This window comes from Actinopolyspora mortivallis DSM 44261 (assembly GCF_000384035.1).
Taxonomy (GTDB): Bacteria; Actinomycetota; Actinomycetes; order Mycobacteriales; family Pseudonocardiaceae; genus Actinopolyspora; species Actinopolyspora mortivallis.
Genome location: NZ_KB913024.1, coordinates 1,583,194 through 1,603,766 on the forward strand (window position 1 = coordinate 1,583,194; position 20,573 = coordinate 1,603,766).

20 protein-coding genes are annotated in these 20,573 nt (G+C 69.1%); 16 read left to right on the forward strand and 4 right to left on the reverse strand.

Annotated elements, in window-relative coordinates:
• Window positions 1-44 precede the first annotated feature (44 nt).
• From ACTMO_RS0107655 to ACTMO_RS0107695, 9 genes are all read left to right on the forward strand, one after another.
• Window positions 45-395 (forward strand): NADH-quinone oxidoreductase subunit A, encoded by a 351-nt coding sequence (locus ACTMO_RS0107655; protein ID WP_026448973.1) that lies wholly within the window; start codon window positions 45-47, stop codon window positions 393-395.
• Window positions 392-1,630: a hypothetical protein gene (locus ACTMO_RS20695; RefSeq protein ID WP_019854093.1), complete on the forward strand. Its 1,239-nt coding sequence runs from the start codon at window positions 392-394 to the stop codon at window positions 1,628-1,630. The genes ACTMO_RS0107655 and ACTMO_RS20695 overlap by 4 nt, the downstream gene beginning before the upstream one ends.
• Window positions 1,623-2,546, forward strand: coding sequence for a complex I subunit 1 family protein (locus tag ACTMO_RS0107665; protein ID WP_019854094.1), 924 nt, complete (start codon window positions 1,623-1,625; stop codon window positions 2,544-2,546). Before ACTMO_RS20695 ends, ACTMO_RS0107665 begins: the two co-directional genes overlap by 8 nt.
• Window positions 2,547-2,555: 9 nt before the next feature.
• Entirely contained in the window at window positions 2,556-3,140 is a 585-nt protein-coding gene (locus ACTMO_RS0107670; protein WP_019854095.1) for an NADH-quinone oxidoreductase subunit J, read from the forward strand.
• The gene (nuoK, locus tag ACTMO_RS0107675) at window positions 3,137-3,442 is read left to right on the forward strand and encodes an NADH-quinone oxidoreductase subunit NuoK (protein ID WP_019854096.1); all 306 of its coding nucleotides are present in this window, start codon (window positions 3,137-3,139) and stop codon (window positions 3,440-3,442) included. Before ACTMO_RS0107670 ends, nuoK begins: the two co-directional genes overlap by 4 nt.
• Window positions 3,443-3,445: 3 nt before the next feature.
• Window positions 3,446-5,317: an NADH-quinone oxidoreductase subunit 5 family protein gene (locus tag ACTMO_RS0107680; RefSeq protein WP_026448974.1), complete on the forward strand. Its 1,872-nt coding sequence runs from the start codon at window positions 3,446-3,448 to the stop codon at window positions 5,315-5,317.
• Window positions 5,318-5,320: 3 nt separating this feature from the next.
• The gene (locus ACTMO_RS0107685) at window positions 5,321-6,829 is read left to right on the forward strand and encodes a complex I subunit 4 family protein (RefSeq protein ID WP_019854098.1); all 1,509 of its coding nucleotides are present in this window, start codon (window positions 5,321-5,323) and stop codon (window positions 6,827-6,829) included.
• On the forward strand, window positions 6,829-8,241 hold the full coding sequence (locus ACTMO_RS0107690; RefSeq protein WP_019854099.1) for an NADH-quinone oxidoreductase subunit N: 1,413 nt from the start codon (window positions 6,829-6,831) through the stop codon (window positions 8,239-8,241). The genes ACTMO_RS0107685 and ACTMO_RS0107690 overlap by 1 nt, the downstream gene beginning before the upstream one ends.
• Before the next feature lie 206 nt (window positions 8,242-8,447).
• Window positions 8,448-8,759, forward strand: a complete 312-nt coding sequence (locus ACTMO_RS0107695; protein ID WP_019854100.1) for a hypothetical protein — start codon at window positions 8,448-8,450, stop codon at window positions 8,757-8,759.
• A gap of 115 nt (window positions 8,760-8,874) precedes the next feature.
• Here the strand turns inward: ACTMO_RS0107695 and ACTMO_RS22890 are convergent, their stop codons facing one another.
• Entirely contained in the window at window positions 8,875-9,027 is a 153-nt protein-coding gene (locus tag ACTMO_RS22890; protein ID WP_157062835.1) for a hypothetical protein, read from the reverse strand.
• Window positions 9,028-9,173: 146 nt separating this feature from the next.
• On the reverse strand, window positions 9,174-10,082 hold the full coding sequence (locus ACTMO_RS20700) for a cation diffusion facilitator family transporter (protein ID WP_019854102.1): 909 nt from the start codon (window positions 10,080-10,082) through the stop codon (window positions 9,174-9,176).
• Window positions 10,083-10,455: 373 nt separating this feature from the next.
• On the opposite strand from ACTMO_RS20700, the gene ACTMO_RS0107710 reads away from it, so the two are divergent.
• Window positions 10,456-10,737 carry a metal-sensitive transcriptional regulator gene (locus ACTMO_RS0107710; RefSeq protein WP_019854103.1) on the forward strand — a complete coding sequence of 94 codons (282 nt, stop codon included), beginning with the start codon at window positions 10,456-10,458 and terminating at the stop codon, window positions 10,735-10,737.
• Window positions 10,738-11,063: 326 nt separating this feature from the next.
• Window positions 11,064-13,415 (forward strand): heavy metal translocating P-type ATPase, encoded by a 2,352-nt coding sequence (locus tag ACTMO_RS0107715; RefSeq protein WP_033401799.1) that lies wholly within the window; start codon window positions 11,064-11,066, stop codon window positions 13,413-13,415.
• Window positions 13,416-13,550: 135 nt separating this feature from the next.
• Here the strand turns inward: ACTMO_RS0107715 and ACTMO_RS0107720 are convergent, their stop codons facing one another.
• Window positions 13,551-14,693 (reverse strand): adenosine deaminase, encoded by a 1,143-nt coding sequence (locus tag ACTMO_RS0107720; RefSeq protein ID WP_019854105.1) that lies wholly within the window; start codon window positions 14,691-14,693, stop codon window positions 13,551-13,553.
• Between the two features lie 291 nt (window positions 14,694-14,984).
• On the opposite strand from ACTMO_RS0107720, the gene ACTMO_RS0107725 reads away from it, so the two are divergent.
• The 4 genes from ACTMO_RS0107725 to ACTMO_RS0107740 all read left to right on the forward strand — a co-directional run bounded on the left by ACTMO_RS0107725 (window position 14,985) and on the right by ACTMO_RS0107740 (window position 18,113).
• Window positions 14,985-15,731 carry a GntR family transcriptional regulator gene (locus tag ACTMO_RS0107725; RefSeq protein WP_033401511.1) on the forward strand — a complete coding sequence of 249 codons (747 nt, stop codon included), beginning with the start codon at window positions 14,985-14,987 and terminating at the stop codon, window positions 15,729-15,731.
• A gap of 69 nt (window positions 15,732-15,800) precedes the next feature.
• Window positions 15,801-15,959 carry a hypothetical protein gene (locus ACTMO_RS23255; RefSeq protein WP_019854107.1) on the forward strand — a complete coding sequence of 53 codons (159 nt, stop codon included), beginning with the start codon at window positions 15,801-15,803 and terminating at the stop codon, window positions 15,957-15,959.
• A gap of 150 nt (window positions 15,960-16,109) precedes the next feature.
• The gene (locus ACTMO_RS0107735) at window positions 16,110-16,901 is read left to right on the forward strand and encodes a VOC family protein (protein WP_019854108.1); all 792 of its coding nucleotides are present in this window, start codon (window positions 16,110-16,112) and stop codon (window positions 16,899-16,901) included.
• A gap of 234 nt (window positions 16,902-17,135) precedes the next feature.
• Entirely contained in the window at window positions 17,136-18,113 is a 978-nt protein-coding gene (locus ACTMO_RS0107740; RefSeq protein ID WP_026448976.1) for an arabinan endo-1,5-alpha-L-arabinosidase, read from the forward strand.
• A 52-nt stretch (window positions 18,114-18,165) separates the two neighbouring features.
• On the opposite strand, the gene ACTMO_RS0107745 is transcribed toward ACTMO_RS0107740, so the two are convergent.
• Window positions 18,166-19,779 carry a BCCT family transporter gene (locus tag ACTMO_RS0107745; RefSeq protein WP_019854110.1) on the reverse strand — a complete coding sequence of 538 codons (1,614 nt, stop codon included), beginning with the start codon at window positions 19,777-19,779 and terminating at the stop codon, window positions 18,166-18,168.
• Between the two features lie 230 nt (window positions 19,780-20,009).
• Here ACTMO_RS0107745 and ACTMO_RS0107750 point away from each other — a divergent pair, with 230 nt between their 5' ends.
• Window positions 20,010-20,471 (forward strand): SRPBCC family protein, encoded by a 462-nt coding sequence (locus ACTMO_RS0107750; RefSeq protein WP_019854111.1) that lies wholly within the window; start codon window positions 20,010-20,012, stop codon window positions 20,469-20,471.
• Window positions 20,472-20,573 lie beyond the last annotated feature (102 nt).

Consider the following 20,573-nt stretch of genomic DNA (forward strand, 5'->3'; position numbering starts at 1 on the left):
CGACACGCTTGGTGGCGAGCCGTTTCCGTGGCGGGGGGGCTTCGATGAGCGGTCTCGGTGCGCTACCGGTGTTGTTCGGGATCGGACTGCTGGGGCTGGGCATCGCCTACGCGACGGCGCGAGCGTTGGCCGTGGCGGGGCCGGACCGGTCCGTCGACCAGTTCCTCCCCGGAGGGGAACCGGTCGAACACGCCTTCAGCCGGTTCCACGTGCGCTGGTACACGCTGGCGATGATCTATCTGGCCTTCGAGATGGAAATGCTGTTCATGTATCCGTGGACGCTGGTGGTGTCCACGGTGGGCGTACGAGCGGTCGTGGAGATGTTCGTCTTCCTCGGCATCCTGCTCGTCGGCGTGGTCCACGCGTGGCGCGAGGGGGCGCTGCGTTGGGTGTGAGTCGAACCGTGCTGCGCCTGGCCCTGGCCCGGCCGCACGTGATGGTGCTCCAGGCAGTGGGCGGGACGCGGGTCCGGCTGGCCGTGGACGATGAGCTGCGTCGCCGCGGATGGCCGAGCGCTCTGTCCCCGGCGGACACCGACGTGCTGGTACTGGCCGGGGCAGCGGGAGCCCGGTTGGCCGGGACGGTCCGATCCCTGTGGCGACGCGTACCGGAGCCGCGGCTGTTCCTCCACGTGGAGGAGGCCGGGGAGGTTCCGCGCCTCTTCGACAGCGTGCGGGACGAGCTGGCAGGGGGAGGGCGGCAACGGAGCCCTCTTCCGGAGTCCGGGGCCGACGCCGGAACGACCGAGGAAAACCGGGGAGAGAGAAGGTACTCGGACTCCTCCGGGAGGCGGACGGCTTCCCACGGGGGAACGCACGGGGAGGCGGAGGGCCACGAGCACCACGCGGGCACTGCTGAGGGGCTCGCCATGGCCGGACGCGGCCCGGACCGGGACGGTCTCGCCCTCGACCGGCTACACGTCCCCCTCGGACCGCCGCTTCCGGGATGGCCTCCCGGCCTGCTCGTTCACACCGTTCTGCAGGGAGACGTCCTTCAGCGGGTCGAGGCGGAACGGCTCGACGACCCCGACGCCGAGGGAGAGTTCTGGGGCGAACCGTGGCGCCACGCCGCCGAAGGACACCGTGTTACCAGGGGGCGGGCCGCACGCCGGGTGGTGGCTGCCCGGCTGGACAGCCTGGCGGGGTTACTCACGGTCGTGGGATGGCCGGATCCGGCCGGACTCGCCCGGAGGATCCGGGACGAGACGTTGGCGGGAGGACCGGGGAGACGGCTGCGTGCCCGGATCGCCCGCCTGGCCGGGAGGCTGCGACGTAGCCGGACGCTGACCTGGCTCACCAGCGACATCGGGGTGCTCCCCACGGGGAGGGCCCACCGGGCCGGCTTCGGTGGAACCGTGCTGCGGGCGAGCCGGGCCGGCGGCGACGTGGCGGCACGGTGGCGGGAGTGGCTGACCGAGATCGAGCGCGGGGCACGCGAGGTCGACGACACCTCCGCCCTTTCCGGAACCACGGAGGCGCCCGCCTGGGTTCGTTCCGGTCCGGTACTGGAGGTGTTGCCCGCTCTGTTGGAGGGGGCCGAGCTGTCGGCGGCGCGGCTGACGGTGGCCAGCCTCGACCCGCGCGGCACCGGGACCCCGCCGGATGAGGGGTGGGGGTTCTCCGGTGCTTGAGACTCCGCTGTGGTGGCCGGCGGTCCTGCCCGTGGCACTCGGCGGGTTCGCCTGCGGTGCGGTCGCCTTCGACTCGGTGCTCTCGGCCCGGGCGGGTGGTACTTCCTCCGGGAGGGAACTCCTCACACCCCTGCGGGAGACGGTCCGGTCGCTGGTGACCCAGCGGCGCGGAACCCGCGCGGCCGACACGGTGCTGTGGCGGGTGGGGGTGGCGGCCGTGCCCGTGGCGGCGTTGTTGGCCGCGCTCGTGCTGCCGCTCGGCAAGTACGTCGTGGCCGATCCCGACGTGGGGATCGTGTGGTTCAACGCGGCGGAGATTCTGGGATGGGCGGCCGTGTGGGCCGCTGGGTGGGGGGCGAACTCGGTTTTCTCCCTGGTCGGTGGATATCGGTTCGTGGCCCAGGGACTGTGTTACGAGCTGCCGCACATGTTCGCCCTGATCGCCGTGGCCACGGCGGCGGGGACGTTGCGGGTGGGGGAGGTCGTCGAGGCCCAGCGGAACGTCTGGTTCGTGGCGTGGATGCCGGTGGCGTTCGTGGTGTATCTGATCAGTGCGGCCGCGATGGCTTTCCGGGCCCCGTTCGGCGCCCCGGTGGGCACGGACCTGGCCGGCGGTGCGGCCACGGAGCTGTCCGGCGTGGATCGTCTGCTGTTCCTGGCGGGCAGGTGGCTGCTGTTCGTGGTGGCCCTCGCCTTCTCCGTGCCGTTGTTCCTGGGCGGTGGACAGGGACCGCTGCTGCCGCCGTGGTTGTGGAGCGTGGTCAAGACGGCCGGGGTGGTGACGTGTGTCGTCTGGCTGTCCCGTCGTTTCCCGACGGTGCGCGTGGACAGGTTCGCCGAGTTCTCCTGGACGGTGCTGCTGCCGGCGAGTCTGCTGCAGGTGCTGGTGGTGTCGGTGATGGTGCTGATCCGGTGAGGAGTAACGGTGCAGACGGTTCTTGCCTGGGGTTTCGGTGTGCTCGCCGTGGTGTGCGCCCTACTGGTCTTCCGGCTGGACTCGATGGCCCGGGTGACCTTCGCCCTGCTGGCCTCGTTCCTGTTCGTCGCCTTCGAGGTGCTGCTGCTGGGGCTGAACTACCTCGGGGTGGTGCTCGTGCTGATGACGGTCATGGAGATGGTGATCATGGCCGTTTTCATGGTCATGTACATGATGAACCCGGCCGGACTGGTGCCCATGGCCATGTACCACAACAGGGCGGGCGCGATGGCGGTCTCGGTCGGCACCTTCTGCCTGCTGGCGGCCGGGACCCTGCTCGTGGACTGGCCGGAACGGGTGGGACGCCCCGTGTCCGATCCCACAGCGGAGCTCGGGGCGGAACTGATGTCCTCCCAGATGCCGACGATGATGACTCTGGGCATGGTGCTGTTCGCCGCGATCCTCGCCACGGTGACCCTGTCTATGCCCAGGGGACGTTACGACCGTTTCGGGGGGAGCCCGCGCGGTCGTCCCACCGACCCGGTTCCGGGGGGCCTCGGCCCCACGACCGTGTCGCCGGGGGAGCGGCGATGACTCCGGAACCGTTTCTGCTCACCGCCTCCGCGCTGTTCGCGACGGGACTCTACGGGGCCCTGTCCCAGCAGTCGATCGTGATGCTGATGATGGGGCTGGAGCTGATGATCGCCGGGGTCGTGCTCGCCGCGGCCGCGTTCCACCACCTCGTGAATCCGGAGGCCTCCGAGGGGCAGGTGCTCGTCCTGGTGACCGTCACCGCCATGGCGGTGGAGATGGCGGTGGGTTTCGCCGTGGTCACGGCCCTGTTCCGGGCCAGGGACGTGGACACCAGCGACCAGGCCGCCGACCTGCGGGGGTAGTTGATGGCCTTCCTGGTGTGGTCGTTGGTCCTGCTACCCGTCCTGACCGGGGGCGTGCTGGCCTGTACGGGCACACGCGGTGCGGTGCCCGCCTTTCCCGTCGGGATCGCCGTGGCCGCGGCGGATCTGGTGGCGGCCGTGGCGGCCACGGTCGTGCGTCCGAGTTCCGAGGTGCCGCTGTTCCGGGGAATCGGGTTCGGGCTGGCCGTGGAGGGTCCGTCGGGTCTGTTGCTCGTCCCGGTCACCGCGGTGGTCCTCGCGGTGCTGTGGTTCTGCGCCACGGCGATCGGCCCGCGCGAGTCGGCGGCCAGGTTCACCGGGCTGATGCTGGTGTTCTCCGGGGCCATGCTGGGAACCGTCACCGCCTCCGGGTTGGTCCCGTTGCTCGTCTGCTGGGAGGTCATGGGGGCGACGAGCTGGGCGCTGATCGGCTTCTGGTGGCGGCGGAACACCGCCGTGCGGGCCGCGAACACCGCACTGCTCACCACCAGAAGCGCCGACCTCGGGATGTACGTGGCCGCCGGTTCCGCCCTGGCCGGGGGAGCGGGTTCGCTGGCCCTGGACGAGCTTCCGGAGCTCGCGGCCCCCTGGTCCACCGTGGCCGCGGGCGGACTCGTGGTGGCCGCGCTGGGCAAGTCGGCCCAACTGCCGTTCCACTTCTGGCTCTCCCGGGCGATGGAAGGTCCCAGCGGGGTTTCGGCTCTGTTGCACTCGGCGACCATGGTCGCGGCGGGCGGGTACCTGCTGCTGCGCGTGCACCCCCTGCTCGCCGAGGAGAGCGGGGTTGCTGCGGCCACGGCCTGGATCGGGGCGCTCACCGCGCTGGTGCTGGGACTGGTGGCCGTGGCCCAGCGGGACCTCAAGCAGTTGTTGGCCGCCTCCACCTCGGCCCAGCTGGGTTTCGTCGTGCTCGCCGCTGGTACCGGCGGCGTGTTCGGCGGTACGGCGCATCTGGTGGCGCACGCGGCGACGAAGGCGGCACTGTTCCTCGTGGCCGGAGCCTGGCTGGTCGGGTTCGGCACCGAGAGGTTGGTGGAACTGCGGGGAGTGGGGCGGGTCCGGGGTGGACTCGGAGGGGTTTTCACGCTCGCCGCGGCGGTGCTGGCCGGACTGCCTCCGCTGTCGTTGTGGGCGACCAAGGACGGGATTCTGGCCGGGCTCGGCGAACACGACGCGGCGCTGTACTCCCTCGGAACGGCGGCGGCGACACTGGCCACGCTCTACGGGGTCAAAGCCGTCCGGCTGGTGCTGACACCCCCACCGGGTGGGCCGCCCGTCGTGCGGCAGGGGACCGAATCCGGGGGAGGCCTCCCACCTGGACGCGCGATCCCCGCCCCGGCCCTGTTGTCCGCGGCGGCGGCCGTGCTCGGAGTCCTCACCCTGCCGTGGACGTCCGAGCGCCTTTCGCGCGCGATCGGTGTTTCCGCCCCGGCCGTTCCCACTCCGGCGGAAGGAGCGTTCTCCGCCGCGCTCGCCGTGGTCACGGCCGCGGTGGTCTGGTGGTGGGGGCGGCGTCCGCCGCCCGTTCCCGCCAGGATCCGTTCCGGGCTGCGCCGTTGGGGGGTGTTCGGAACCCCACTGGCTCGGTTGCCCGTACGCGCGCTCGCCGCGCTGGCCGCCGCGTTGGCGACGTTCGACGACCGTGTGCTCGACCGTGGTGTGCACGCGCTGGCCGGGGCTGGGATCCGGTCGGCACGTGCGCTCGAACGGGCGGTAGAACGCCCGTTGAACGGAGGGGTGTACACGCTGTCCGCCGTCGTGGGCGGTCTCGGACGGACGGCCCGGCGGGCACAGACCGGCCTGCTGCACCAGTACTACGCCCAGGCCGTGGTCGCGCTCCTCGCGCTGGCGTTGCTGCTGCTGGTGGTGAGGTGACCCGTGCTGAGTCTGGTGGTGTTCCTCCCGTTGGCGGTGGCGGCGGCGTTGGCCCCGCTTCCCTCCACCGTCTCCCCGCGGGTGTTCACGGTGGGGTGGGTGTGCGCGGCGGCGGTCGACGCACTGCTGGTCCTCGTGGTGTGGCTGGTTCACGCGGCGGGTACGGGCATCACGTTCGAACAGCGGGTGCCCTGGATCCCCGGAGCGGGGGTGGGGTACCACGTCGGCGTGGACGGGTTGTCCCTGCCGCTGGTGGGGCTCACCTCCGCACTGTTTTTGGCCTGTGCGGTCCACTCGGTGCACCGCACGCGCGGCGTCAAGGGATTCGTGCTGCTGTTCCTGTTCCTGCAGACGTGCTGTCTCGGACTGTTCACCGCGCTGGACCTGATCCTCTTCTTCGTCTACTTCGACCTGTCCATCGTGGGGATGTACTTCGTGATAGCCGGCTGGGGCAGTGGCAACGCCGGGCCCTCGGCCCTGAAGTTCTTCCTGTACACGTTCCTCGGTTCGCTGGCGCTGCTGCTGGGTTTCCTCGGCCTCTACCTGGCCGCCGAGCCGCACACCTTCGACATCGTCGAACTCGCCCGGGCCGCCCCGCTGTCGGGACAGGGAGTGTTCGGCGCGCTGGTACTGGGAGCGATCGGGGTGGGGCTGCTGATCAAGACGCCGGTCTTCCCCTTCCACACCTGGATGCCCCCCGCGCACACGGACGCGCCCGCCGTCGGTTCGGTGATCCTCGCCGGAGTGCTGTTGAAGATGGGCACCTACGGGTTCGTGCGGATCGCCATGCCCCTGCTGCCCCGAACCTGGAACGAGTACGCCTGGCTCGTGGTGCTGCTGGGGGTGGTCTCGGTCCTCTACGGAGCCCTGGTCGCCTTCGCCCAGGAGGACTTCAAACGCATGGTCGCCTACACCTCGGTCAACCACATGGGATACGTGATCCTCGCCCTGGGTTCGGCGGGGTTGGCCGTCGGCTCGGCGGAGCAGGCTCGTGTGCTGGCCGTGACCGGGGCCGTCACCCAGATGGTCAGCCACGGGCTGCTCACCGGGGTGCTGTTCCTGCTCGCGGGAGCGCTGTACGCGCGGGGAGGAACCCACGCCATGGGACAGTACTCCGGGCTGGCCGGACCCGCGCCGGTGTTCGCCGGTGTCACGGCCGTGACCGTGTTCGCCTCGTTCGGGATACCGGGGTTTTCCGGGTTCGTCGCCGAGTTCCAGATCCTCGCCGGAGCACTGGCCACCGCCACCCTCGCCGCGGCCCTGGCGCTGCCGGGCATCCTGGTCACGGCCGCGTTGCTGCTGCGTGCGCTGCACCGGATCTGCCTCGGTGAACGACCTTCGATCCCTCCCCGCCCCACGGAGGGCTCCCACGACTTCACCGACCTGCGAGCGAACGAACTGACGGCGATGCTTCCGCTGCTCGGTGCGGCCCTGCTGATCGGGACGCTGCCCCGCTGGCTGCTCGCCCCCATCGAAGCCGGAGCCGTCCACCTCGTCGGGGCGATCGGTTGATGGAGTCCGGATTCACCGCACTGCTGCCCGAGACGATCCTGGCCACGGGGGCCGTCCTCGGTTTGCTGCTGGGATCCTGGCTGCCGCTGCGACACCAGTGGCCGGTGCGGCTGATGGCGGTACTGGCCTGCCTGCTCGGACTGGCCGCGGTGTTCGCGGCACCACCACTTCCCCATCCGGTCTTCGGGGGCAGCTACGCGGTGGACGTCGCCACGCAGACGGGCCGGGTGGTGGTGCTGGGCGGCACCTTGCTGGTGATCCTGCTGTCGGCGGAGTCGGTGCGTTCCCACCCCAGGGAGACCGAGTTCCACGTGCTCGTGCAGCTCGGGGCGTTGGGCACGCTCGTGCTGCTCGGTGCCACGGATCTGTCCCTGCTGGTCGCGGGCTATCTGCTCGCCTCGGTCCCCCTGTACGCCCTGGCGGGGTTCCGCGGGGATGCCGTGGGAACGGAGGCCGCGCTGAAGTACTACCTGCTGGGGGCGTTGTTCGGGGTCGTCATGATCGCGGGGGCGACCCTGCTCTACGGGGTGGGGCGTTCCACCGGTTACGCGGTGCTCGCCCGTACTCTGCCCACGGCCCCACCGAGCGTGGTCGCGATCGCCGCCGTGGCTCTGCTGGCCGGATTGCTGTTCAAGGCCGGGGCGGTGCCCACCCAGTTCTGGATCCCCGACGTGACCAGAGGGGCGGACGCGGCCGTGGCCGCCCTCGTGACCACCCTGCCGAAGATCGGTGGACTGGTGGCCCTGTTCCGCCTGGTGGAAGGGGTGTTCCCGGCGGGTGGTGGATGGCCGGTGCTGTTCGCGCTCCTGGCCACCGCGGCCATGACGCTCGGCAACCTCGCCGCGCTGAACCAGCCGACGGTGCGGGGGTTGTTGGCCTACTCCACCATCAGCCAGGTCGGGTACCTGCTGCTGGCGGTGACGGTGGCCGGCGAGAGCGAGTTCGCCGGACCGGCGCTGCTGTACTATCTGCTCGCCTACGCGGTGACCAACCTCGGGGCTTTCGCCGTGGTGTGCCGGTTTCCGTACGCCGAGACACCCCGGGACTATCGGGGGATGGCCCGATGGCGGCCGGGCGCGGCCGTGGTACTGCTCGTGTGCCTGCTGGGGCTGGTGGGAACACCTCCCACAGCGGTTTTCCTCGGCAAACTGCGAGTGTTTGTGGCGGCCGTGGACGGTGGGTACGGGTGGTTGGCCGCGGTCGCCGTGGTCAACACCGTGATCAGTCTCTTCTACTACCTGCGTTGGCTCGTTCCCGTGTTCCTGCCGGCGGTGTCCGCCCGGGACGGCGGTCCGGTTCCCACCGGAGGGCGGGCGGCTCTCGGCGGCGGGATCGCGGCCTCGGTGTCCCTGCTGGCCGGAATCGGTGCCGGGCTGTTCCTCCCGCTGTTGGACGGGCCGGTGTTGCCCTGAACCGCGGAATGCCGGGCGGGTGTTCGCGCTGTCTCCCGGGGCCGGCGCCCACGCGGGTTTGCCGGCCCTCCGTAACGGGGAACTCAGTGGTAGCGGGCCGGCCGGGGTGTCGGTTCACCCCTCGGCCCGGTTTCGACGACTCCGGGACCGACAACGCCTACGCACGACACCCCGCGTGTTTCGGACGATCGACACAGGGAGCGGCCATGCCCTTCACCGCGACGAAACTCCTGCTGATAGGTGACTCCGCCGAGCTGGAGAGGTTTCGTGACTGGGCACGGCGGGCTGGTTTCCGGCTCGTCGGGAGAGTGGACCCGGAAGTGCGGTACGTGATCGCCGACGAGGACGTGCTCGACGGCGACTGCACTCCGGAGCAGGGATACTGGCTGGCTCGGGCCAGGGCGACCGGGCTGGAGTGCCTGTCCCCGGCCACCGGGAAGTCCCGACTGTGCCGGATCCTGGAGGGCAGGGTCCCGGAGGAACAGGAACGCGCTCGACTGCTCACCGGCGGTCGTTAGCGCGGGCCACGGTGGCCCCTGCGGTGCTTTCGGAAGCGGAACGGAGGTTCCGGTCGGCGCCGGAGGAATCGAGTGAGCCGACCTGTCCGGCGCGACGGGGCCACCCGCCGACGGCTCAGTTGTACCCGAGCGTGATGACGGTGTCCCGCTCCGCCTCCTCCTCGTCGAACTCCGCGCGGATCTCGTCGGCCGACGGTGTCGAGGCCCGCGTCTCCCGGCGGTCCTCCTCCGCGGTGTGCTGCTCTCGCGGATTCGACGAGCGGCGCATCTCGATCACTCCACTCCAACTGTTTGGCTGCGGCGGGATGTTTTCCGGTGGATTCCCGGCGAGGGCGCGGTGCCAAACCTCGTCGCCCCGTGTTCCTCGGGAACCCGTCGTCGGTCGGAGTGAGCCGGATGCGCTGCCGAGCGCCACTACCGGGAGGCTTCCCGCAACGGGGGGCAGCCGCGTGAGGCGATTCTCTCGGCGGCGGGGGCGGTGGAGGACCGGGCGACCTCGATCGTGGTGTGGTCGATGTCGAACCGTTCGTCCAGCAGTTCGCTCAGGTGTTTCCGGACGGCGTCGGGATCGCAGTGGTCGTGGACGACGACGTGGGCCGAGAGCGCCGGGAAACCGGAGGTGATTTCCCAGACGTGCAGATCGCCGATACCGGTGACCCTGGGGTCGGAGAGCAGCTCGGAGCGGATCTCGGCCGGATCGAGGCCCCTGGGGGCCGCCTGGAGGAACACCCGCGCGGACTCGGCGACCAGGGAGAGCCCGGACTTGAGCATCAGGGCCGCGACCACCAGTGCGGCCAGTCCGTCGGCGCGCATGAATCCCGTGGTCAACACGAGCACTCCCGAGACCGTGGTGCCGAGGAAGGCGTACAGGTCGTTGAGCACGTGCTGGAAGGCCCCTTCGATGTTGAGGCTGTCCCGGTTGGCCTTCGCCAGGATCCAGGTGGCGAGCAGGTTCACCAGGACGCCGATGCTTCCCACCACCAACACGGTGAGTCCGCCCACCTCGGGTGGGTCAATCAGGCGGGTGATGCCTTCGTAGCCGAGATAGCCGCCGAGTGCGGTGAGCGTGAGGCCGTTGACCGAGGCGGCCAGGGTGCCCGAGCGCTTGAGGCCGAAGGTGTAGGAGCCGAAGCTGCCCCAGCTGCTCAGTGTCATGGCGATCAGGGCGAAGGCGATCGAGGCCGTGTCACTGAGCATGTGCGCGGCGTCCGAGAGCAGCGCCAGCGAGTTGGCCACGAGAGCCGCCACGGTCTCACCGACCATGAACCCGCCCAGCAGGAGCAGGGCGAGGAGCAGTTTTCTCCTGTCGGCGTGGGGACTCACCCCGTGACTGTGACCGTGACTGTGGCCGTGCTGTGTCGTGGGGGAGTCTGACTCTCGCGGGTGCACCGAGGAGGCTCCAATTCATCAATACTTACGCATCCGTTCGGCGATGAATATATAAACATTCGCTTATTGGTGCAAGGTGTCGGCTGCCGTGGGCCGATCCTTCCGTCGCCGAGGAGGCCTTCGTCCGGGCGGCCCGACCGGAGGAGCGAGGCGTTTGTCCTCCGTGCTCCACCTCCGCGTCCTACGGGCCCCTTACCCCCCTACCGTATGATGGAAGGGAGCCTCCGGGGTGGCTCGGCGCGTGTTCGCGGGTGTCGCCCCGGGTAACGTGGGCGCTGGACCGTCGAGCGGGCGATGGGAGTGTGAGATGCGCGGATACACGCAGGACAAGGAGGACTACCTCAAGCGGCTGCGGCGTATCGAGGGGCAGGTCCGAGGGCTGGCCCGCATGATCGAGAACGACGAGTACTGCATCGACGTGCTGACCCAGATCTCGGCGGCCACCAAGGGGCTGCAGGCCGTCTCCCTCGGGCTGCTCGACGAGCATCTCAAGCACTGTGTCGCCGAGGCCTTGACCGAGGGTGGCCAGGACGCCGACGAGAAGGTCCGCGAGGCCAGCGACGCGATCGCGCGCCTGGTCCGTTCGTGAGCCACTGAGTCCGCCGGGTGCGTTCCGGTGACGACCGTTTCCGAGCTCGCCTCCCGGTGACTGTCCCCTCTGGTACCCCGCTCCCGTTGTGGTACTGGGTAGGCCCCCGGAGGATCCGCGTCGCGCGGACGCCGGGAGGGTGACGGTTCCGTGATGGTGCCCCGGTGGGGTCCCTTTTCCGTTTTGACACGGTACCCCCGTAGGGTATAACATCCGGGATGTTCGGAACGACGGACCCACGAGCGGCCCGGAGCCGGGTCCTCGAAGCGCACTGTTCCACGGTGCCTCCCGGCTTCCCGGTGAACACGGCACAGCGGAAGGGACCGATGATGACCGGTCGACAGGACACGGCCTCCGCGGCGACCACGACCGAGACGGAACTGTCCATAAGCGGGATGACCTGCGCCTCGTGCGCCGCACGCATCGAGCGCAAACTCAACAGGCTCGACGGGGTCGCCGCCACGGTCAACTACGCCACGGAGAAGGCCCGGGTGCGCCACCCGGTGGGCATGGGCACGGATGAGCTGGTCGACACCGTGAAGGCGGCCGGCTACGACGCCGTCCCCCCGGCCGCGGACTCCCGCGCCTCCGAACCGTCCCGGCAGGATCCCTCCTCCACCGAGGAGCGCGACACCGAGCTCGAAGGGTTGCGCGTGCGACTGCTCGTCTCGGCGTCGTTGTCCGTGCCGGTGGTGGCGCTGGCGATGATTCCCGCCCTCCAGTTCACCTACTGGCAGTGGATCTCGCTCACTCTGGCGGCCCCCGTGGTGGTGTGGGGGGCGCTGCCGTTCCACCGGGCGAGTTGGACCAATCTCCGCCACGGTGCGGTCACCATGGACACGTTGATCTCGATGGGCACCCTGGCTGCCTTCGGGTGGTCGTTGTACGCGCTGCTGCTGGGCGGAGCCGGTGTCCCCGGGATGACGCACGGATTCGAGTTCGTGGCCGAACGCGGTGGTGGTGGGGAACAGATATATCTGGAGGTCGCCGCGGGAGTGACCACCTTCCTCCTGGCCGGCAGGTACTTCGAGTCCCGGGCCAAACGTCGTTCGGGAGCCGCCCTGCGTTCCCTGCTCCAACTCGGCGCCAAGGACGTCACCGTCCTCCGTGAGGGGCAGGAACGGCGCGTTCCCGTGGAGGAACTGGGGGTGGACGATCACTTCGTGGTACGGCCTGGTGAGAAGATCGCCACAGACGGGGTGGTCGTCGACGGTGCCTCGGCGGTGGACACCAGCATGGTGACGGGGGAGTCCGTTCCGCTGGAGGTGGGGCCCGGCTCCTCGGTGACGGGAGCCACCGTCAACGCCGGAGGAAGGCTGGTCGTCCGTGCCACCCGGGTCGGATCCGACACCCAGTTGGCCCGGATGGCCAAGCTGGTCGAGGACGCCCAGGCGGGCAAGGCGCGGGTCCAACGGCTCGCCGACCGCGTCTCGGCCGTGTTCGTCCCCGTGGTGATCGCGCTCGCCCTCGGAACCCTGGTGTTCTGGTTGCTCTCCGGCGGCGGTGTGACCACGGCCTTCACCGCCGCCGTGGCCGTGCTGATCATCGCCTGCCCCTGCGCGCTCGGGCTGGCCACTCCGACCGCTCTGATGGTCGGGACCGGCCGGGGCGCCCGGTCGGGAATCCTGATCAAGGGGCCCGAGGTGCTGGAGTCGACCAAGAGGGTCGACACGGTGGTGTTGGACAAGACCGGGACCGTGACCGAGGGACGCATGGAACTCGTCGACGTCCGGCCCGCCGACGGTGAGTCGGAACAGGAGGTGCTCCGGATCGCGGCGGCCCTGGAAGACGGATCGGAGCACCCCGTGGCGCGGGCCGTGGTCGACGCCGCACGGACACGGGTGCGGAACCTGCCGGAGATCCAGGAGTTCTCCAATGTGGAAGGACTCGGTGTCCGCGGCGTCGTCGACGGGAGGACGGTGCTGGTGGGGCGGCAGCGTCTGCTCGAACAGCACGGTGTCGTCGTGCCCGACTCGTTGGACACGGCCAGGGACGAGGCCGAACGGAAGGGCGGCACCGCGATCATGGTGGCCTGGGACGGAAGAGCCCGCGCGGTGCTGGCCGTCTCCGACACCGTCAAACCGACGGCGGCCGAAGCCGTTCGGGGGATGCGTGAGCTCGGACTGAAGCCGATGCTGCTCACCGGGGACAACAGGGCCGCCGCCGAGGCGATCGCCTCCCGGATCGGTGTCGAGGAGGTCGTCGCCGAGGTGCTGCCTCGGGAGAAGGCGGACGTCGTCGAACGGCTGAGAGAGCGGGGAAGCACGGTCGCCATGGTCGGTGACGGGGTCAACGACGCCGCGGCACTGGCCCGGGCCGACCTCGGGTTGGCGATGGGGACCGGCACCGACGTGGCGATCGAGGCCGGGGACCTCACACTGGTGCGGGGGGATCCACGGGCCGTCGTCGACGCGATCAGGCTGTCCCGCCGAACCCTGCGCACGATCAAGGGCAACCTGTTCTGGGCCTTCGCCTACAACGTCGCCGCCCTTCCGTTGGCGGCGGCGGGTCTGCTCAACCCGATGATCGCTGGTGCGGCCATGGCCTGCAGTTCCGTGTTCGTGGTCAGCAACAGCCTCCGGCTGCGTGGTTTCCGCGGCAGCGGGTCGGGGCAGCCGGCGGAACACGAGTCCGAGCGGAGTGGGATCCCGAGCTCCCCTGTTCACGCGAGCCGGTGAGGGCTCCGTCCTCGGTGTGATTCCGCACCCGCGGCAGAGCGGTGGCCCGCCCGACGGAGCTCGCCCTTCCCGTCGGGCGGGCCGGTTCGCCGTCCGCCCCGGTCTCACGCGGGCCGGCCACCGCGGCTCTTTCCTTCAGTGCCCTGCGGTCGGAAGCGGTCCCACGGAGTCGTCGACCTTGCCGAACAGGGACTCCGAGCGCAGTGCGGCGTAGCCCGGCTTGATGACCTCGTTGATGAGGGCCAGCCGTTGGTTGAACGGCAGGAAGGCCGACTTCATCGCGTTGACCGTGAACCACTGCATGTCGTCCAGGGAGTAGCCGAAGTGCTCGATGAGTTCGGAGAACTCCCGGGTCATGCTGGTCTGGCTGATGAGCCTGTTGTCGGTGTTCACCGTCACCCTGAAGTGCAGTTTCCGCAACAGGGCGATGGGGTGTTCGGCCAGTGAGTCCACCGTGCCGGTGTGGACGTTGGACCGGGGGCACATCTCCAGCGGTATCCGACGGTCCCGGACGAACGAGGCGAGTCGTCCGAGAGCGGCCCGGCCGTGTTCGTCGACGGTGATGTCGTCGAGGATACGCACCCCGTGGCCCAGCCGGGCGGCTCCGCAGTACTGGATGGCCTCCCAGATGGAGGGCAGTCCGAACCCTTCGCCGGCGTGGATGGTGAAGTGGAAGTTCTCCCTGCGCAGGTACTCGAACGCCTCCAGGGACTGGGTCGGGGGGTGTCCGGCCTCCGGTCCGGCGATGTCGAAACCGACCACCCCCGAGTCGCGGTAGCGTACGGCCAATCGGGCGATCTCGGAGGACCGGGACTCCTGACGCATCGCGCACAGCAACAGGCCGATCCGGATGCGACGTCCCGCTTCGGCGGCCCGTGCCGTTCCCTGTTTGAAGCCCTCCAGCAGTGCCTCGACGACCTCGTCGAGTTCCATACCGGCCTGGGTGCTCAGTTCGGGCGCGTAGCGCACCTCGGCGTAGACCACACCGTCGGCCGCCAGGTCCTCGGCGCACTCGGAGGCGGCCCGGATCAGGGCCTCCGGGGTCTGCAGCACACCCACCGTGTGGACGAAACGCTCCAGGTACTCCTCGAGGGATCCGGCGTTGGTGGCCGCGGCGAACCACTGCTCGATCCCGTCCAGGTCCTTGGTCGGCAGGTGCCGGTACCCGGTGCGTTCGGCCAGTTCCACGACGGTGCGCGGGCGGAGTCCGCCGTCCAGGTGATCGTGCAGCAGGACCTTCGGGGCCTGCCGGATCTGTTCGATCGTGGGAGTCGTCATCACGAGCCGTGTCTCCTCGTCAAGCGCGTCGATCTCGATGGGGTGTGTCCAGTGGCCGAGTGAACCGGGGAACTCGGCCCGCAGCGGTCCGGAAAGTGAGTCTGTTGTCAGACAAGCTCGGTTTGGACCGAGTGTCTACCAATGCGGCTCCTCCCCGTCAAGCGCCTCGCGCGGAGAGTCCTTCGATCGCAGTGTACTCCGGAGATTCCCGAAGCGGGGAAAACGCGAAGGGGGAGTGATTGACGCGGCCACCCGGATTGGCTAACTTGTCTGACATCGTTCGGGAGTGAGGTGAAGGTGTCGGGGCATCGAGCACGACGCAGGCCGGCGGTGGATCTCTACGAGCGGATCGTCGAGTCCATCCGGTCCGGGCGGTATCCTCCCGGATCCACCCTGCCCTCCGAACCCGCGCTCGCGGCGGAACTGGGCGTGAGTCGCCCCGCCCTGCGTGAGGCTCTGATCCTGCTGCAGGAGGACGGGGTGATCACGGTGCGCCGTGGGGTGGGGCGCACCGTGCGCAGCGGAACGCCCCGCAAGGGCTTCGAACGACTGTGCCCGGTGGAGCACCTGCTGCCGGGGCAGACACGGGTGCGGGCGTTGACCCGTTCCTCCGAGGAACCCACGGATCTGGTGCTGCAACACCTGCCGGTCCCCGCCCATCGCGAGGTCCGGTTCTGGGAGAGCGTCGTCGACTCGGACGGACGTGCGGCGTGTCTGGTCCAGGAGTGGACGCTTCCCGACGACATGCTGCGGGACAGGGACGCGGAGCTGCCCGCCGAGCTGGAGGCCGCCGTGGACCGGAGGCGCACAGTGCTGGACGTGCTGGGTTCCCACGAGCCCGCCCTGTCCCTGCACGGGTCGAGCGGACTGAGCGCCACCCTGCTGGGCAGGCAGCGCGGGGAAGTCTTCGAACGACCTCCGGAAACCCCGGTGGTGCTGGTCACCCAGGTGGTCAGCGCCGACGGTGTTCCGGTGCTCGTCGCCAAGTACGTCCTTCCCAGCGGTGCCCCCGCGATGCCGCTGCTCCAGTCCCGCTGACCGCGTACCACACCGTGGTCGTCTCCGTCCACCGGGCCGTGGAGGGCTTCGGCGGGCATACTTCGGCGCATGAACGGTTCCACACGGGACAGCGGGGACGTGGTCGAGTTCTGTGACCTGTGCGGTCGTCCTGTCGACCGGGACAACGCCCGCTACGAGAGGGTCGGCGACGTGGTGCTCACCGCCTGCGGCGAGGACCACATGCGCCAACTGCGGGAACGCCGGTGAGTCGCCGACTCCGGTCCGCCGGGGACGGGTCCGGCGCTGTCGCGCGAGCCCCGTTCCTCGGCGGGCGAGCACCGCCGGTGGGTGTCACCGTGTCCTGGTAGGACATCCGTCCGCGACGGGTGTCGAGGACACGTCGACGAAGGGGAGCACATGATCACCACTGACGCCGTTGTCGGGTCCCCGTGCTGGATCGATCTCGGCGCCCCGGACGTGCGGGCAGCCGTGGAGTTCTACGGAACGGTGTTCGGCTGGGAGTTCGAAGGACTCGACGAGGACGGCGAGTACGGGGTCTTCCGCCTCGACGGGCGGAGGGTCGCCGGGATCGGCCCGCTCACCGAGGAGAACGCGCGTTCGGCCTGGATGATCTACTTCAGCACCACCGACGCCGACGCGGCCGCCCGGACGGTGCGGGAGCTGGGGGGAACGGTGCGTCGGGAGCCGTTCGACGTCGACGGACGGGCGCGACTGGCCCAGTTCACCGATCCGTTGGGGGCCGAGTTCGCGGTCTGGCAGGCGGGAACGGACCGCGGACTGGAGGTCGTGGACGAACCGGGCGCGCTGAACTGGATCGAGCTGTACACCAGCCACGTGGCCGCTGCCAAGGAGTTCTACTTCGAACTGTTCGGGTGGAGCATGGAGGACATGCCGCTTCCCGGCAGCGGGGGTGCCTACGCCCTGCTCACTCCCGCCGGGGGGAACCAGGAGCACACCCACGGCGGGATGATGCAGGTGTCCTCGGAGTATCTCGACCTCGCCGAGGGGCTGCCGTACTGGCACCCGGTGTTCGCGGTGCGCGAGTGCGACGCCACGGTTTCCCGGGTCACCTCCCACGGGGGCGGTATCCAACTGGGGCCGGAGAACGCGGAGAACGTGGGACGGATGGCGGTCTGCCTCGACCGTTCCGGGGCGGATTTCGTCGTCCTGGAATCCACGAACGAGTGAGGAGTCCGTCGACCGCTGATACCCCGAATCGGTGTATCGAGTCCACTCTTTCGGGCAGGAGGACTCCGGATTCCGGAGTCAGTTGCACCAAGGCGCGTTGACCTCGGATAACTTCACCTCTACCTTTCGTTTCCGAAAGGTTTCGAATGATTTTCGATATTTCGGACAATTGTTTCCGGTGTTGAGAGCCTTTCGGTTTCCACCGCCGGAAAACCGGTGGAGGTGTTGCGTTCCATGCGTGCACGTTCCGGACGGGTCGCCGTGGCACTCGGGGCGGCCCTGACCGTACTGTTGTGGGCCGCCCCCGCTTCGGCGGCCGACTATCCGATGCCGGGAGCGGTGTCCGGGGACCTGGCCGCCCACGATCCCTCCATGCTGTCCCGGGACTCCGGTTACCTGTTGATGTCGACCGGTGGCGGCATCGAGACGCGCACCTCGACCGACCGCGTTCGTTTCGAACGCGACGGTGACGCCTTCGCCGAGGTCCCCGACTGGGTGTACGACTACAACTCCTCCGGGGATATCTGGGCCCCGGACATCTCCTTCCACAACGGAAGGTACTGGCTGTACTACGCCGCCTCCACCTTCGGCACGAACGACTCCGCGATCGGACTGGCGACCAGCACCTCCGGGGACCCCGGAACCTGGCGGGACCAGGGCATCGTGTACGCCACGGACAGCGGCGACGACCACAACGCCATCGACCCGAACCTGCTGGTCGACGCCTCCGGGCGCTGGTGGCTGTCCTTCGGCTCCTTCTGGAGCGGGATCCGCATGATCAGAATCGATCCGGACACCGGGCACAGACACGACGGTGACCGTACGCTGTACCACCTGGCCAACGGTCCGGCCGGATCCGACGCCGTGGAGGCTCCCGCGATCATCCGGCACGGTGACTACTACTACCTGTTCGTCTCGTTCGGACAGTGCTGTCAGGGCACTGACAGCACCTACCGCGTCATGGTGGGCCGGTCAACCAGCCCCACCGGTCCCTACACCGACCGCTCGGGAACGCCGATGCTGCGCAACGGGGGAACGGAGATTCTGGCCAGCCACGACAACGTCATCGGACCCGGTGGGCAGAGCATCCTCCGCGACGGGGACGAGCGACTGCTGGTCTACCACTACTACGACGCCGACGCCGACGGCGCGCACACGTTGGGGATCAACCTGCTGGAATGGGACCAGCAGGGATGGCCGCGAGTGGTGTGACCGGCTCGGCGGGGCCGTGTCCGACGTGTCCGCGCCGGACACGGCCCGGTCCTCAGTGCTCGCGCCGTTCGTGTCGTCCCGGTCCGGAGCCCTCCTCGCCTTCGGCGCGTTGCCGGACCGAGTGTCGGACCGTGGCCTCACGCAGGCCGGTCAACGGACTCGGCTCCTGCGGTCGGAGCATGGGGCGTTCGTTGCTGAGCCCCTTGCTCAGCCCCAGACACATGATCAGCAGCACGATGCAGAACGGCAACCCCGCGACGAGGGAGGCGGTCTGCAGCGCGCTCAGCGCGTTCTCGCCGCTGACCGCCCCGGCCGCCAGCAGCACGGCGGCGATCACACCCTCCAACACGGCCCAGAACATTCGCTGCTGCCACCGCGGATGGGGGTCACCACCGTTGGTGAGGATGTCGACCACCAACGATCCGGAGTCCGAGGAGGTGGCGAAGAACAACACCACCACCACGATCGCCACCACCGAGGCGATCACACTCACGAACTGGACCACCGGCAGCTGGTTGAACAGCACGAACATGGCCGTTTCGGAACTGGCGTCCCCGAGCGGGTTGTTCGGGTTGGTCCGCAGACGCTGCAAGGCGGCGTCGCCGAACACCGTCAGCCACACCATCGAGGCCCCCACCGGGGCGAACAGCGCTCCGCCGATGAACTGCCGGATGGTTCTGCCGTAGGAGATGCGGGCCAGGAACATCCCGACGAACGGGGACCAGGAGATCCACCAGCCCCAGTAGAACAGCGTCCAGTCCGCCTGCCACTGCTGGGCCTGCTGGTTGCCCGGATAGGTCTCGAAACTCGTCAGCGGCAGGTTCTGCAGGTACGTCCCGATGTTGGTGGCCAGGGCGTTGACGATGTCCCGGGAGGAGGCGACCACGAACACGAAGACCATCAGGGCGAAGGCCAGCCAGAGGTTGACCAGGGAGAGGTTGCGGATGCCCCGGTCGATGCCGAGCATCACCGACACGACCGCGATGGCCGTGATGGCCAGGATCACGATCACCTGTAGCCCGGCGGTGTTCTCGATGCCGAACAGGGTCTCCAATCCGGCTCCCACCTGCTGGCCACCGATGCCCAGCGAGGTACCGAGCCCGAACAGGGTGCCGAAAACCGCCAGGATGTCGATCAGGTGTCCGACCCAGCCGTATATGTGGTTGCCGATCAGAGGATAGAAGGCGGCGGCGGGACGCAGCGGCAGTCCCTTGCGGAAGGCGAAGTACCCCAGGGACAGCCCGAGCACGATGTAGATCGCCCACGGATGCAGTCCCCAGTGGAAGAAGGTGAGGTTCATCGCCTCGGCGACGTCCTCCTGGGTACCTCCCGTTCCGGTGGGGGGACTCAGGTAATGCGAAACGGGTTCACTGACGGCGTAGTAGACCAGTCCGATTCCCATTCCCGCCGTGAACAGCATGGCGAACCAGGGCATGCGGCCGTACTCGGGACGTGAGTCGGGAGGTCCCAGACGTATGTTCCCGAAACGGCTCAACATGATCACCACGACGAAGACGAGGAAGAACGTGGCGGCCAGGATGTAGAGCCAGCCGAAGTTCGTGGTGATGAAGCCGTTGACCGTCCCGGCAACGGTCGCGACGTTGGACGGAGCCAGCACCCCCCAGAGGACGAAGGCCACCGCTATGATCCCCGAGATGATGAACACCGGGGGGTTCGTGTGGGTTCTGACGTATTCTCGAATCACTGTTGATCACCATCCCCGAGCGGCCGCGGGGCACCTGTGGCGCGGGACCGAGGGACTCGGTCCGGAACCATCGTCCTTCATTCGACCGTGTCGTGCAGGACAGTGGGACCGGAGGGCCGTCGGTCGCGGCGGCCGTGGTGGACCGAGCGGTAGCCTGCCGGTGGTTCCCGAACAGTTCGGAAGGAAGTGACATGGTGGAACCGACCGCGAGCGCCCGGCTGGAACTGCCGATCCCGGCGGAACGGGCCTACCGGATGGTGACCGACCTCGACACGCTGGCCACCGTGTCCGCCGAGGTGCACGCCTGTGAGTGGTTGGACGAGCCGCCGCCCCGCCCCGGAGTCAGGTTCCGTGGGTTCAACCGCAACGGTGACAGGTCGTGGTCGACGGTGGCCACCGTGCGGGTGGCGGATCCGGAAAGGTGTTTCGCTTTCGACGTCGACGACGGGGACACGCCCGTCTCGCACTGGCGGTACGAGATACACCCCACCGACACCGGGTGCGTGGTGGTCGAGAGCACCTGGGACCGGCGTCCCGAGTGGTACACCCCCGTGAGCGCGGAAACCACCGGGGAACCGGAACGCGGGGCGGCGAACCAGCGCAACATCGAGCGAACCCTGCGGGCGCTGCGTGCGTTCTCCGAACGGGAGTGAGCCGTCCGCCGACGGACGAGGTGTGAAAAGCCGAGGTGTTTTCCGTGGACACGGTTTTTCCGTCGGGAACGGCTCGTTCTCGGGGATGGACGGTCCGCGGAG